The organism is Macellibacteroides sp. (genome assembly GCF_050251695.1).
Classification (GTDB): domain Bacteria; phylum Bacteroidota; class Bacteroidia; order Bacteroidales; family Tannerellaceae; genus Macellibacteroides; species Macellibacteroides fermentans.
The window spans coordinates 18,156-33,631 of record NZ_JBFWMI010000026.1; the positions used below are offsets into that span (position 1 = coordinate 18,156).

General features: G+C 41.2%; 12 protein-coding genes. 9 read left to right on the forward strand and 3 right to left on the reverse strand.

Annotated elements, in window-relative coordinates; translation table 11 throughout:
• The 3 genes from AB7E53_RS05865 to AB7E53_RS05875 all read right to left on the reverse strand — a co-directional run.
• The coding region (locus AB7E53_RS05865) for a SusC/RagA family TonB-linked outer membrane protein (protein WP_446774703.1) at window positions 1–2,126 on the reverse strand (2,126 nt) is incomplete at its 3' end.
• A 454-nt stretch (window positions 2,127–2,580) separates the two neighbouring features.
• Window positions 2,581–4,479, reverse strand: a complete 1,899-nt coding sequence (gene yidC / locus AB7E53_RS05870; RefSeq protein WP_079681836.1) for a membrane protein insertase YidC — start codon at window positions 4,477–4,479, stop codon at window positions 2,581–2,583.
• Between the two features lie 15 nt (window positions 4,480–4,494).
• Window positions 4,495–6,099 (reverse strand): CTP synthase, encoded by a 1,605-nt coding sequence (locus AB7E53_RS05875; protein WP_079681835.1) that lies wholly within the window; start codon window positions 6,097–6,099, stop codon window positions 4,495–4,497.
• A gap of 317 nt (window positions 6,100–6,416) precedes the next feature.
• On the opposite strand from AB7E53_RS05875, the gene AB7E53_RS05880 reads away from it, so the two are divergent.
• From AB7E53_RS05880 to galE, 9 genes are all read left to right on the forward strand, one after another.
• Window positions 6,417–7,937 carry a DUF3078 domain-containing protein gene (locus AB7E53_RS05880; protein WP_079681834.1) on the forward strand — a complete coding sequence of 507 codons (1,521 nt, stop codon included), beginning with the start codon at window positions 6,417–6,419 and terminating at the stop codon, window positions 7,935–7,937.
• Between the two features lie 99 nt (window positions 7,938–8,036).
• A complete protein-coding gene (locus AB7E53_RS05885) occupies window positions 8,037–8,453 on the forward strand; it encodes a SoxR reducing system RseC family protein (protein WP_068178608.1) in 417 nt (138 codons plus the stop codon).
• Window positions 8,454–8,462: 9 nt separating this feature from the next.
• Window positions 8,463–9,311, forward strand: coding sequence for a Fe-S cluster domain-containing protein (locus tag AB7E53_RS05890; RefSeq protein ID WP_179399260.1), 849 nt, complete (start codon window positions 8,463–8,465; stop codon window positions 9,309–9,311).
• Between the two features lie 23 nt (window positions 9,312–9,334).
• Window positions 9,335–10,666 (forward strand): electron transport complex subunit RsxC, encoded by a 1,332-nt coding sequence (gene rsxC, locus AB7E53_RS05895; protein ID WP_068178613.1) that lies wholly within the window; start codon window positions 9,335–9,337, stop codon window positions 10,664–10,666.
• A gap of 11 nt (window positions 10,667–10,677) precedes the next feature.
• On the forward strand, window positions 10,678–11,637 hold the full coding sequence (locus AB7E53_RS05900; protein WP_446774705.1) for an RnfABCDGE type electron transport complex subunit D: 960 nt from the start codon (window positions 10,678–10,680) through the stop codon (window positions 11,635–11,637).
• A gap of 2 nt (window positions 11,638–11,639) precedes the next feature.
• Window positions 11,640–12,314 carry an RnfABCDGE type electron transport complex subunit G gene (locus AB7E53_RS05905; RefSeq protein ID WP_179399258.1) on the forward strand — a complete coding sequence of 225 codons (675 nt, stop codon included), beginning with the start codon at window positions 11,640–11,642 and terminating at the stop codon, window positions 12,312–12,314.
• Window positions 12,307–12,891 (forward strand): RnfABCDGE type electron transport complex subunit E, encoded by a 585-nt coding sequence (locus AB7E53_RS05910; protein ID WP_179399257.1) that lies wholly within the window; start codon window positions 12,307–12,309, stop codon window positions 12,889–12,891. The genes AB7E53_RS05905 and AB7E53_RS05910 overlap by 8 nt, the downstream gene beginning before the upstream one ends.
• Window positions 12,892–12,912: 21 nt before the next feature.
• On the forward strand, window positions 12,913–13,485 hold the full coding sequence (gene rsxA / locus AB7E53_RS05915; protein ID WP_068178627.1) for an electron transport complex subunit RsxA: 573 nt from the start codon (window positions 12,913–12,915) through the stop codon (window positions 13,483–13,485).
• Between the two features lie 39 nt (window positions 13,486–13,524).
• Window positions 13,525–14,559, forward strand: coding sequence for a UDP-glucose 4-epimerase GalE (gene galE, locus AB7E53_RS05920; RefSeq protein WP_068178629.1), 1,035 nt, complete (start codon window positions 13,525–13,527; stop codon window positions 14,557–14,559).
• Window positions 14,560–15,476 lie beyond the last annotated feature (917 nt).

The following is a 15,476-nucleotide window of genomic DNA, read 5'->3' on the forward strand; positions in this document are numbered from 1 at the left end:
CCTAGTCGAGAATTAAGGAAACGTGAATCAAGACCAAAGTTAAGCTGCTCAGAAGTCTCCCAAGTCACATCCGGATTAGCAAGAATATCCGCATAACCACCTACTGTCTGAACTTTCTTTCCTGAATCAAAGTAGTAACCATTGCTAGTATCAAATGCAAATGTAGTCTGATATTGGAATGGATTAATTGATGCATTACCATTCTGACCCCAGCTTGCACGAAGTTTCAAGAAATCCATCCAGCTCTTAGCATCTTCCATAAAGCTTTCGTTGGTCATCACCCATCCTGCAGATGCAGAAGGGAAATATCCCCAACGGTTACCTCTAGCAAAGTTGGAAGATCCGTCGGCACGCATTGTCAAAGAGGCCATGTAGGTTTCTTTGTAGTTATAGTTTGCACGACCAAAGAATGAAGCTAAAGCACCTTCTCCCCATGGAGAACCACCGGCGCCACGTTGCGACAATTCAGTCGGTTTGGTATTATCTACCCATGCATGGTCAAAGGATCCTTCAAAAATGGAGTTATTACCACTTGCATTAATATTTGATCCCATACCCCATTTTTCAACTGACTGACCAACTACAACATCAAACTGGTGCAAATCGGCTACGTTGAATTTATAGGCGATTGTGTTATCCAACGTAATGTTATGACCCGAGCTTGCACTCTGATATACATTATCCATTGTTACATTCGTATTGTTTGACAAGTGACGGATACCGTCGTATGAACGATAAGAGGATGCTGTCATCTTGTAACCGAACTGAGATCTGAATACCAAATTTTTGATTGGTTGGATTTCCAAATAAGCACTCGACTGCAAGGCATAATTTTTAGACAAATTTAAACCCCAGTTAGAAAGCGCAGTTCCGGCAAGCGGGTTACCTGTATTACCATCAAAGTTCCATCCGTTATTTACTTTATCATCGTAATCATAGAAGTTTCCTTCAGCATCATAAGCAGGCAACAATGGATTACCAATCAACATATTATGGATAGAGTTTCCATAAATATTACCAATTGCGATACCCGATTTGGTATTGTAGTTGAAGTTCAATGTTTCTCCAATCTTAATGGCATCAAAATCCTTCACCTTTAACAATACGTGATCCGAGTTAATACGTGCTGTATAACGGTCAAACTGAGATTGTACCGGCTTTCCTAAAATACCTTCCTGAGACGTGTAAGAGAAACCCATGGAGAATTTAGACTGTTCTGTACCACCGGCCAGGTTAAATGAGTGATTCTGGGTTGGAGCAGCTTCGTTATAAGTCTCCTTTATCCAGTTTGTGCCTTGCCAAGATCCATCCATAATTGAATTATAAAGATCGGTTGGTAGTAGATTAGGCCAATCATAACCCGGACTTGCTTCATTATAGCGTGTTTCGTCCATCATTGACATATACTCTCTTGCATTCAACAACGGGGGTAATTTAGCCAGATACTGTGCTCCGTAATATCCATCATAAGAAAGTTGAAGTTTTCCGGCTTTACCTTGTTTAGTAGTAACAAGAACTACACCGTTGGCTGCACGCGCACCATAAATAGCTGCTGATGCAGCATCCTTCAATACGTCGATCGATTCGATGTCCGAAGGGTTCAGCGCATTGATATCACCGCCTGCAACACCGTCAATTACGTAAAGAGGTCCGGATGAACCTACGGTTCCGAGACCACGGATAACCACTTTGAATCCTTCACCGGGCTGACCTGAACTCTGGGTAATGTTTACCCCGGGAGATTGGCTTTGTAAAGCACCCAATGCATTGGTAGTGCTTAATTTCTGAAGGTTGTCTCCGCTTACCTGTACTGTAGCACCGGTAACCAATTTCTTTTTCTGAACACCATAACCCACAACCACTACTTCTTCAAGTGCTTGTGAGTCTTCTTTTAATACAACATTGTAAGTAGTTTTTCCTGCAACAATCTTTACCTCCTGGCTTAAGAAACCAATATAAGAGATGTCGAGAACTGCATTTGAAGATACGGTTAACTCAAAGTTTCCATCAAAATCCGTAACTGTTCCATTGGTTGTACCCTTTTCGACAACGTTTACCCCTATCAAAGGTAATCCGTCGGCTCCAGAAGTGATCACACCCTTTACCTTAGTGTTCGATTGAGCCATTGCCGGAAGGCAATTTACTAACAAGAAGGCTGTAACAATTACCATCTGCATAAGCCTAGAAGACAACTTACGCAAAGAAAATGTACTGCATTTTTCTTCCATAAAGAACTGATTTAAGTTGATAAATAATTAAATGTAATGTGTAAATATCATTAGTGGCTGGCTGCCTAAACGTAGTGTCATTAGCAGGTCAACAAACATAGGGCAAAAGTAGGAAGATGTTTGGTAAAGGAGGATAGAGAATGTAAAACAACAGGGTTCATTTTGTTTCAAAATCTAAAGAAACGTCACTTTTCGTTATAATTTTGTATCATCAAATTCATACATATTTAATATAGCCGTTGTGAACAGTGTTCACAAATAAGTTTACATTATTGATTTTCAGACAAATAAACAAAAGGGATAAACCACAGACTGCGGTTTATCCCTTTTAATATTAAAAGATCGGATTATTTTACTTTTTTCCTTTCTGTTGTTTCTTCAATTGCTCCTGTTGTGCTCTTTGAGCCTCCTCAAGACGCTTCATGAAGCCCGATTTTTTAGCTGGTTTCTTTTTATTTGCCTCCAGTTTTGCCAGTAATTTGTCCTCATTGATAGTATAACGGAAAATCAATGTCTGAACAATTGTGATCAATGTAGAGATAAAATAATAGTAGCTCAAACCTGATGCATTCTGATTAAAGAATACAAGGAACATCAACGGCATCATATACATCATAGCCTTCATACCCGGCATCTGCTGCTGTCCGGTATTTGTCTGGTCCATGTTGAATTTAGTGTATATAATGTTCGTGATTGTCATCAACAAACAGAATAAACTGATGTGATTTCCAAAATAGGGAGTTATAAGCGGGATATTGGTAGTCCAGCTAATAACAGCATCATACGTTGAAAGGTCTTTCGCCCAAAGGAAACTTTCGTGACGAAGCTCGATTGACGAGGGGAAAAACATATACATGGCAATCAGGATAGGCATCTGTAGCAACATAGGCAAACATCCGCTCATCGGACTTGCCCCGGCTCTGCTGTATAATTCCATGGTTGCTTTCTGACGCTCCAAAGCCTTGTCCTGTCCGGGGAATTTAGCATTGATTTCTTCCACCTGCGGACGAAGAACCCTCATTTTGGCCGACGACATATAAGATTTATAAGTAAGCGGGAACAGAATTATTTTAACAAGCAACGTAAGCAAGAAGATAATCAATCCATAGCTTCCTATAAAATTGCCAAAGAAATTGAATAACGGTAAAATGAAATATTGATTGATCCAACGGAATACACTTGCCCCCAGAGGTACCAGTCTTTCTAGTTCCAGTTTATCGGCGCTGGGCACATCATTATCATATGCAGCTAATAAATTGTATTTATTCGGACCAAAGAAATAGCGAAGCGAGGTAGTCTTCTCCCCACGTAAATCGAAAGGAACAGATGTTGTTGTTTTGCATTCCTTTATAAACTTACCTTCCGGAATAAGATTTGAGGCAAGGTTGGTAGCTTCAAAACCATCTTCGGAAATAAGAACAGTAGAGAAGAATTTATCTTTATAGGCAATCCATTTCAACCGGTTTGATAGTTGTTTGCTATCGTTTTTGGTTTCACTCAGATATTCTACGTCGTCTGCTACAAATTTGTAATAGATTGCGGCATACTGGTCTTCAAACTTCCGGCCTTTCTCCTGCTGACGGATCTTTTGTTCCCAATTGATATCCAATGCATTGGTGCTGGGAGACAGAACTCCATTCAATCCGGTACCCTTTATATCCATCTTCACCATATAATCGTCTTTACTCAATGTATAAGTAAAGTCAAGATGGCGGCCATCGCCGGCTGACAGGCGCATGGTAAGTGTATTAGGATCGTTTCCGGGAATCGCCTGAAAATACATTCCAGCAGTATTAACAACCCGGTTCGTTGCTGTTACCAATGTAAAATCTAACAAGGCCTCGTCGCCTTCAAAAAGAATAAGAGGCAATGAATCGTGCGTTTTATAGTCTTTCAGACGGGCAGAATAAACCCGTCCCCCTTTGTTTGTAAAGCGGATTTCCACCTTATCATTTTCCAGGGTAGTAAATTGCTCCTCTCCGATTACTGCGTCAGCAAAAACGTCGTATTCAGAACGAATTCTCTGTATCCTTGCAGAGTCAGATTCACCAGGCAGAGAATCTGCAGCCGTTGCAAGCGGCAATTTATCATTCCGGGACTGATCCAACTGTCTGGCATGTTCAATCTGTGCGATTGAATCCTGATAACGGCGCTGCGCCTCTACCTGCTCAGGCGTGGGTTGGTTCAGCCAACTGAACGCAAATAATACAACCCCTATAAGCAGAAAACCAATTAATGTGTTTTTATCCATTTAACAATGCTTGTCTTATTTATTATTAATAGCAGCTTTAATAAAGCTTATAAAAAGAGGATTCGGATTAACAACAGTACTGTTATATTCGGGGTGGTACTGAACACCAACAAACCATTTCAGGTCGGGGATTTCAACCACTTCCACTAAATTAGTATCCGGATTTGTACCAACACACTTCATACCGGCAGCTTCAAACTCTCCTTTATATTCGTTGTTGAATTCGAAACGATGGCGATGACGCTCCTGGATATGTTCCTTTCCATAGGCCTGAAAAGCTTTGGAATCTTTTTTCAGCACACAGTCAAATGCTCCCAGACGCATTGATCCACCCAGGTTTATAACTGTTTTCTGTTCCTCCATCATATCAATTACCTTATGAGGAGTATTGGGTTCCATCTCTGTAGAATTGGCATCCGAATAACCTAGTACATTACGGGCAAATTCGATAACCATACACTGCATACCTAAACAAATACCAAACAAAGGTTTGTTGTTTTCTCTTGCAAATTTAATGGCAGAGAACTTGCCTTCTATTCCACGCTGACCAAATCCGGGAGCAATCAGAATTCCGTCCATATCGGCCAGTTGCGAAGCGGCATTTTCGTCTGTAATTTTTTCCGAATGAAACAGGTGAAGATCTAATTTACGATCATTATATATTGCAGCATGAAGCAACGATTCGTCGATCGACTTATAGGCATCCTGTAATTCGACGTATTTTCCCACAAGACCGATTTTAACGGTTTCGGTTGCCGCATTCTTTTTATTAAGAAACTCTTTCCATTGCTTCAGGTCGGGAGTTTCGCCTACTTCAAGCCCTACTTTTTTAAGCACAGTCACATCCATACCCTGTCTTTGAAGAACCAACGGAACCTCATAGATGGTTGGAACATCGACCGACTGTACTACAGCCTCTTCAGCCACATTACAGAACAATGCAACTTTACGCAGAATATCTGTTTTCAGCGTATGTTCGGTTCGCAACACAAGGATATCAGGCTGAATACCCAATTCCTGCAGTTGTTTTACCGAATGCTGTGTTGGTTTGGTCTTAAATTCTTTGGCAGCTGCGATATAGGGTACATAGGTAAGGTGTACATTCAAACAGTTTTTACCAAGCTCCCATTTAAGCTGACGTACGCTTTCAATAAATGGTAAAGATTCGATATCACCAACTGTACCACCAATTTCCGTAATTACAAAATCATATTTATATTTTGTACCCAACAATTTTACGTTACGTTTGATCTCATCCGTAATATGAGGTACCACCTGAACTGTTTTGCCCAGATAATCTCCTTTACGCTCTTTGCTGATTACATTCTGATAAATACGTCCGGAAGTTATATTATTCGCCCGGGTTGTCTGAACATTCAAGAAACGCTCGTAATGACCTAAATCAAGGTCGGCTTCATGTCCGTCTACTGTTACATAACACTCTCCATGTTCATATGGATTTAATGTACCAGGATCAACGTTGATGTAAGGATCAAATTTTTGAATAGTAACCTTATAACCTCTTGCCTGAAGCAACTTACCCAATGATGCGGAAATAATACCCTTACCCAAAGAAGAGACTACCCCACCCGTAACGAAGATGTACTTTGTATCTGCCACGATAGTAATATTTTAATTTTTCAGTAAATACATACTTATATTTCAATCGGCAAAGTTAACCATTTTCAGAGAAAATCTATCATTAAATTGTTACATTTATGCCTTATTATTGATTTCCTCCTTTTAAATCCGGCATCGCAGGGTATTTTGATTTTGTAAATTTACTGAAATCAATATCCTATAAACCAATTGATTATAAAACTATATAAATACAATCTAAAATACATCCTGTTTGTTATAGGATGTAAAATTTTAGCGAAATTCATTCTTTTTAGCTAAATTCGCATCCTGTTTATCGAATCAATGTAAAGAAAAATATGATGATGAAAAGATTTACAATAACATTTGTATTGCTGCTTTTATTGATAAGCAATAGTTTATTAGCTCAAGATACAACAGTTGACCAGGAATCTTCCCTTGCAATCCCAACTGAAGTAGTAACGCAAGATACATTAATAAAGGACGTCAACCATTCATCCGAATTAAATAAAATTTCTGATATCAGATCGCAGTTCGAAAAGCAGAACAGCACCTATTCGGCTCCGGTTAAACCGGGAGAATCTCTGTTGCGGTTTGTAAAAAAAGATCATGCAGCCCTTTCGGAAGAAGCATTGTACTGGGCACGATTTGTTCGGGATGCCTCACTACGGTTTGACGACAAAATGACATTTCAGGATACAGTAATTGTTAATCCCCTGTTCATGCCCCTTTTGTTTAAAGGGAATATTCTTCCTAAAGACCTTACATTCTATGATTTCAGTGCATTGAAATCAAAAGATCCGTACAGCCGGTATTATAAAGCCGATTCGGTTTTTAAAGATCTGGAAAGGGTTAATAAAATTGAAGAGATTGCAACCGGTTATATCGAAAAACATCATCCTGAATATTTTCGATATTCGGTAAGCGACCTTCCCAAAGACATTATAAAACCGAAAGAGATTATTAAGGATCCAACGGAGAGTCTGCTGTCTGTATCAAACGAGGCCAATTTCAACGATGTAAGCGGTCCCGGTAAATTTATTCCGGAAAGAAGATACTGGAAATCAAATTTCGAAAGCGCCATCCAGTTTTCACAGAACCATGTGTCGGCCAACTGGCACAAAGGGGGAAGCAGTAATCTTAACGTGTTTACAAGAAATTACCTCAGGTATGATTATAACAAGGATAAAGTACAGCTGACAAACGAGATGGAGCTGAAAGCAAGCTTCTACAATGCACCTAAAGATACGATCCACGACTATAAAATTGGAGACGATGTATTTCGTCTGCACAGCAACCTTGGTTACAAAGCATTCAACAAATGGTTCTACACATTTGATGCTGAATTTAAAACGCAGCTTTTTACCAATTACAAGGAAAACTCAACCCAACAGCTGGCAGCATTACTATCGCCCTTCTCTGTCAATATAGGGGTCGGTATGAAATATGAGCTTGACAAAGCCTTCAAGGACAAGCATAAGAAATTGAAGCTTACGGTAAACATGGCTCCCGCATCTTTTACCTATTTATATAGTATAAAAGATAATATTGATCTGGCACGTCACGGATTCAGAGACAATAAGCGGAGTTTGAGCAAATTTGGTTCTACTTTAAGAACGGATTTGAATTATAATATTTCAAGAAATGTAAACTGGCAATCCAGGTTCTATTACTTTACCAGCTACGATCAGGTAGTGGGTGAATTTGAAAATACGTTAACATTGGCTATAAGCCGCTTTTTCTCCACCAGAATCTATCTTCACTTACGTTTTGACGACGGAGTGAAGAAAAAAGAGGATATTGACACGTATTTCCAAATGAATGAGCTCTTAAGCTTCGGATTTAATTACAAATGGTAAGTTTCCGCAAAAAAAATACTATATAATATTTGTTAATCTTGATGCAGTTCCCAAATATTCCTTACTTTTGCCGCGAATTGTAATGTCGAGTTTACAAACATGGACGAAAGAATTGATCACACCGGAATTATTGAGAGCATAGAAAACAACTTGATTTCAATAAGAATTATTCAACAATCTGCTTGCGCCGGTTGCCATGCCAAATCAATGTGTACGGCATCAGACAGCAAGGAGAAAATTATTGAAGTTATAGATAATTCCGGGAGATTCCATGTTAACGAGCAGGTGATGATTTGTGGAGAAAGCTCACTCGGACTTTTGGCTGTATTATATGCATTTGTAATACCGCTGCTGCTGATTGTTTTGGCAATTGCCATTGGAACCAGCATGCAGTTATCAGAAACAGCCAGTGCCTTGTTGGGAATGTTGACGGTAATTCCATATTATGGATTACTATATTTGTTTCGGAATAAACTCAAAAAGAAATTTGTCTTTACCTTGAAAAAACTTAATTGATTATATACCATGATTTTAATTGCTGTTATTTCACTAGGTGTAATCGGAGCTATTGGAGCAATTATCTTGTATTTGGCTTCAAAAAAATTTGAAGTATACGAAGATCCACGCATAGCTCAGGTGCAGGAAATTCTTCCTGCAGCCAATTGCGGAGGATGCGGATATCCCGGTTGCAGCGGTTTTGCCACTGCCTGTGTAAACTCTGAATCTTTGGACGGACTCTTTTGTCCGGTTGGGGGATCTGAAGTGATGGGAAAAGTTGCCGGCATTTTAGGCAAAGAGGCTTCAAGCGCCGATGCCACCGTAGCAGTTGTTCGTTGTAACGGAACCTGCGAGGCTCGTCCAAAAATCAATCAGTACGATGGAGTTAAAAGTTGTGCAGTTGCTTCCAGCCTTTATGGTGGGGAAACCGGTTGTTCGTTTGGATGCCACGGGTACGGCGACTGTGTGACGGTTTGTAATTTCGATGCAATTTTCATCAACCCTGTAACAGGGATTGCCGAAGTGATCGAAGATAAATGTACATCGTGCGGAGCTTGCGTGAAGGCTTGCCCTAAAAACCTGATCGAACTCCGTAAAAAAGGACCTAAATCCCGCCGGATATTCGTTAGCTGTATGAATAAGGACAAGGGTGTAATTGCTAAAAAAGCGTGTACCAATGCCTGCATCGGTTGCTCCCTTTGTTTTAAAGAATGTGCTTTCGATGCCATTAAAATTGAAAACAACCTTGCATACATTGATCACAACAAGTGCAGATTATGCCGTAAATGTGTAGATGTATGTCCTACAAACGCCATACACGAACTAAATTTCCCTCCTAAAAAAGAGAAAAAAGCGGAAGCTGTAGTAACAGAATAAAATAATTCATAAAATCTAATCATATGCTTAAGACATTTCGAATCGGAGGTATTCATCCACCCGAAAATAAATTGTCTGCCGGGAAACACATTGCTGCACTTGATGCTCCTAAACAGGTTATCATTCCTTTAAGTCAACACATCGGTGCTCCGGCACAGGCGTTGGTAAAAAAAGGCGACATGGTGAAGGTGGGAACACTGATTGCCAAAGCTGGCGGTTTTGTTTCTTCTAATATTCACTCGTCGGTTTCTGGAAAGGTTAATAAAATTGACAGTGCCCTAGATGCTAGCGGATATAGAAAGCCTGCTGTATATATTGATGTAGAGGGCGACGAATGGGAAGAGGGGATTGACCGCTCGGCAACAATTGTTCGTACCTGCAATTTATCGGCCAAAGAAATTACAGATAAGATTGCCGCCTCAGGTATCGTAGGGCTAGGCGGTGCAACGTTCCCTACTCAGGTAAAACTGGTTCCACCTCCGGGCAGCAAAGCCGAAGTCCTTATTATAAATGGTGTGGAGTGTGAACCTTATCTTACATCCGACCATTCTCTGATGCTGGAAAAAGGAGAAGAGATTCTGATCGGCGTGACACTTCTGATGAAGGCAGCCAACGTTTCGAAGGCTATTATCGGGATTGAGAATAATAAACCGGATGCTATAGATTATCTAAAAAAACTTGCAAAAGAGTTTAACGGTATATCAATTGAACCGCTGAAAGTACAATATCCTCAGGGTGGCGAAAAACAGTTGATCGACGCAATCATCCGTAAACAGGTAAAAAGTGGTGCGCTTCCTATATCGGTTGGTGCAATTGTTCAGAATGTGGGAACTGCTTTTGCGGTTTACGAAGCCATACAGAAAAACAAGCCGCTTATTGAACGCGTTGTTACCGTTACAGGAAAAGGCGTTTCAAATCCTGCTAATTTCCGGGTACGGATCGGAACATCCATCCAGACTCTTATCGAAGCGGCAGGAGGTATCCCCGAAAATACCGGAAAAATTATTGGTGGCGGCCCCATGATGGGTAAAGCACTTATCAGTGCGGAGGTTCCTGTAACAAAGGGAAGTTCGGGTGTGTTGATTCTATCCAAGGAAGAATCGGTACGCAAACCTGTATACGATTGCATCCGATGTGGCAAATGCGTGCAAGCTTGTCCCATGGGACTTAACCCAAGTCTGCTTATGAATGCGACTGAGTTTACCGAATGGGGACTGGCTGAAAAAAACTATATAACCGATTGCATCGAATGTGGTTCTTGCAGCTATACTTGTCCGGCTAATCGTCCGCTGTTGGATCATATCCGTTTGGGAAAGAACAAAGTGATGGGAATTGTAAGAGCTAGAAAGCAATAAAAAGCGTTATCATGGAAAATAAATTTATAGTATCTCCTTCGCCGCACATTCATGGTGGCGATTCGATAAGTAAAAACATGTACGGTGTACTGATCGCTCTTATTCCGGCGTTTCTGGTTTCACTTTACTTCTTTGGTGTCGGAGCATTGGTGGTTACATTGACTTCGGTTATAGCCTGTGTTCTTTTTGAATACCTGATACAAAAGTTTCTGTATAAAAAACAACCTACAATCGGCGACGGATCGGCTATGCTAACCGGACTGCTGCTTGCATTCAACCTCCCTTCCAATCTTCCGGTATGGATCATTGTAATAGGAGCTCTTGCTGCTATCGGTATCGGAAAGATGTCGTTTGGCGGTTTAGGTAACAATATTTTTAACCCGGCCCTGGTTGGTCGTGTATTCCTGTTAATCTCCTTTCCGGCACAGATGACCACCTGGCCTGTTCCCGGAAACTTTCCGCTTACATACACAGATGCTGAAACCGGAGCAACCGTATTGGCCGGATTGAAACAGCATGCCGGCGATCTTCCGTCGTATGCGGATCTGTTGATTGGAAATATGGGAGGTAGTATCGGAGAGGTTGGTGCCATTGCCCTGCTTTTAGGGTTGGTATTTATGCTGGTACGTAAAATCATCACCTGGCACATTCCTGTTTCCATCATTGGAACCGTGGCAATCTTTACAGGTATTATGTATCTGATTGATCCGGTAACTTATGCGAATCCGCTGATACACACCCTTTCCGGAGGTTTGCTGTTGGGTGCCATTTTTATGGCGACCGACTATGTAAGTTCTCCCATGAGTACAAACGGAATGCTTATTTACGGAGTTGGAATCGGCGTTATTACTACTGTAATCCGTCTGTTTGGGGCCTACCCCGAAGGAATGTCGTTTGCCATTCTTATCATGAACGCGCTTACGCCGTTAATCAACACCTATGTAAAACCTAAACATTTTGGAGGAAAATAAGCATGGCTAAATTAAAATCTACCTTACCAAACATGCTTTTGTCGCTTACCATTATTTGTGCAGGTGCCGGAGCAATTCTTGCAGGCGTGAACGATTTTACGAAAGCGCCTATCGCTGCCTCAAAAGCAGCCGCACTCGAAAATGCAATCAAGGAGGTTACTCCTCCCTTCGATAACAATCCTACACAGGAAGCCTATAAAGCTGTAAGTGCTGATGGCGACTCATTATTAATCTACCCTGCAAAAAAAGGGGGCGAATTGATTGGAGTTGCTGTTGAAAGCAATACCCAAAAAGGTTTTTCGGGCGAAATAAAAGTCATCGTAGGTTTCGATGTAGAAGGCAAGTTGTTTAATTATTCTGTCTTACAACATGCCGAAACTCCGGGACTCGGATCTAAAATGCAGGAATGGTTCCGTACAGACAAGAACAAACAAAACGTACTGGGACGTTCATTGGCCGACGGCAATCTAACTGTTAGCAAAGACGGAGGAGATGTGGATGCCATTACAGCAGCTACCATCTCGAGCCGGGCATTTCTGGATGCTGTAAACAGAGCTTACAGTGCCTACGCTGGTACCCAAAAGTGGGATGGAGAATCGGGTGCTACATCTGTAGGTACTGATACTGAAACAACTTCGCAAACCGTAACAGAAAAGGAAGGAGACAAACATGAATAATTTTAAAGTTCTTACAAATGGTATTTTAAAAGAGAATCCCATATTTGTTCTTTTATTAGGGATGTGTCCTACTCTAGGAACAACCTCGTCTGCCATGAATGGTCTGGCGATGGGTCTTGCCACAACTTTTGTTCTTATCTGTTCAAATACTGTAATATCGGCGTTAAAGAATCTGATACCCGATCAAGTACGTATTCCGGGATACATTGTTGTAATTGCGGCCTTTGTAACTGTGGTACAGATGTGTATGGAGGCTTTTGTTCCTTCGTTGTATGCCAGTCTGGGCTTGTTTATCCCGTTGATTGTTGTAAACTGTATCGTTTTGGGACGAGCTGAAGCCTACGCTGCAAAAAACGGGATATTTTCTTCTATCTTTGATGGTATAGGAATGGGACTGGGCTTCACGCTTGCGCTAACGATCCTTGGAGCTGTCCGCGAAATGTTCGGAACAGGAAAATTCTTCGGATTCGCCTTTATGCCGGAAGAATTCGGATCGCTTATCTTTGTATTAGCTCCCGGTGCCTTTATCGTACTGGGTTATCTGATAGCTGTCGTTAATAAGTTACGTAAAGCCTGAATTATTTAAATGTAAAAGAGTATGGAATATATATTAATATTTATCACAGCCGTATTTGTAAACAACATTGTTCTGGCTCAATTTCTTGGAATCTGTCCGTTTCTAGGCGTATCTAAAAAGGTGGATACAGCCGTAGGGATGGGTGCTGCTGTAACTTTTGTTCTTACCATCGCCACTATCGTAACCTATCTGGTACAGAAGTACGTATTGGATGCCTTCGGACTCGGTTACCTGCAGACCATCAGCTTTATCCTTATTATCGCAGCCTTGGTTCAGATGGTTGAGATCATACTTAAGAAAGTTTCGCCGGCATTGTATCAAGCTCTGGGTGTTTTCTTACCGCTTATCACCACCAACTGTGTGATTTTAGGTGTTGCCATTCTTGTTATTCAGAAAGATTATAACTTGATGCAATCTATTGTATTTGCCATATCGACAGCTATTGGATATTCGATGGCATTGATTATCTTTGCAACCATTCGGGAGCAATTGGCGCTAACACGTGTTCCCGACGCATTAAAAGGAACCCCCATTGCTTTAATTACAGCAGGTTTGCTGGCAATGGCATTCATGGGTTTCTCGGGAGTGGTATAACGTCAAAGCTAAAACAATAGAATTTAATTAAACTAAGAAATGAAGACAAAGATTTTGGTAACAGGAGGCACTGGATACATCGGTTCTCACACCGTTGTTGAGCTACAGAGTGCCGGCTATGAGGTAGTTATCGTTGATAACCTGTCTAATTCAAATGCCGACGTGGTTGATGGTATTGAAAAGATTTCGGGTATACGCCCCTCTTTTTATGAAGTTGACTGTAACGACAAACCCGGATTGGCGAAGGTGTTGACAGAAAATGCAGGTATCAAGGGTATTATTCACTTTGCTGCCAGCAAGGCGGTAGGTGAATCTGTTCAGAAGCCGTTGATGTATTACCGGAATAATCTGGTAACATTAATCAACCTGTTGGAACTGATGCCTGAGCACGGAGTGGAAGGACTTGTGTTCTCGTCTTCATGCACCGTTTACGGTCAGCCGGACATTCTTCCTGTAACAGAAGATGCTCCTGTTAAACCAGCTATGTCTCCTTACGGAAATACAAAACAGATAAACGAAGAGATCATTAAAGACACCATTCATTCCGGTGCCCCTTTCAAGAGTATCATTCTTCGTTATTTCAACCCGATCGGAGCACATCCAAGCGGTATCATAGGTGAATTGCCTAACGGCGTTCCTCAGAATCTTATCCCATATCTTACTCAGACTGCCATCGGTATCCGCAAGGAGTTGAGCGTGTTTGGCAACGATTACGATACGCCCGACGGATCTTGTATCCGCGACTATATAAATGTTGTAGATTTAGCCAAGGCGCACGTTATTGCAATGGATCGTATGCTTGGCAATAAGAGCGAAGAGAAGGTGGAGATTTTCAACCTTGGTACAGGTCGTGGCGTTACAGTTCTCGAGTTGATCGAAGCTTTCGAAAAGGGAACCGGTGTTAAAGTTCCGCACAAGATTGTTGGCAGACGCGAAGGCGATATCGAGAAAGTATGGGCAAATCCCGAACATGCCAATAAGGTATTGGGTTGGACAGCCAAAGAATCTGTAGAAGATACACTTGTAACTGCGTGGAACTGGCAACTTAAACTGCGTGAGCGCGGTATTCAATAAATAAAGTATTTCTTATCTATATACGAGCTGTATCCGGATTTCCGGATGCGGCTCGTTTTCGTTTTATATCTATTGACCTGACCGAATTAAATGCTTCTTTTAGTATCTGCCTTATCCTGGCAAAACGAATAAGCGTCAATCAAAACAATCCAAACGTAAAAGTAAGTGATTTTTAATTGGGCAGATACTTATTTTTTTTATTCATAATTGCCCTTCATTCATTACGATGTAATGCTTTATCCAAATCCCTTAGGGGAAGTAATGATTTCTCTACGAGGAACTAATTTTTTGTTAACGAATACTTATTCGTTTGACAGCTGTTCAACGCAAGTTCAACAGCTGTGTACTTTGCGTTCAACAGCTGACAAACGCAAAGTGCACAATTGTTGAATGAATAATTCTCCTAAGAGAAGAAAATAAAAGGCTTAATAGAAGAAGCTAATTGCAGGAGTGAAATCTTTAGTTGCTCACTATAGAAGTTTGAGAAGTGGTATTATGTTTCAAAATCAGCTCTGGCACCCTGATAGGGGGATGTGATAGATGACAGAGTGTGCTGTGAAAACATTGCAGGCGGCAATGTTTGTAACTGTGAAAGAGATGAGGGCAGGCCCCTCGTAACCGTCTTACAGGAGATGGTTACAAACCAGTGTATGCTGCTTTGTTTAAGAGACAAGGTGGTGAGCGATACACCAAAAGGCGATGGAAATCGTCAGGTAACTGTACAAGAGATGACCGCAAGGGAACTATTGATGAAGCATCGAAAACTGTTCAGACGATGTCAGAACCGGGTCTTTTCTGTCAGACCCGGGATAAATCCGGAAGGAACCTGTTTACGGTCCGGGTGGCATCCGGTGCAAAGATAGCATGACTTGTACAGAGGCTTTTTCACGGAACGCAGGAACCTGCGCCGGGATGTT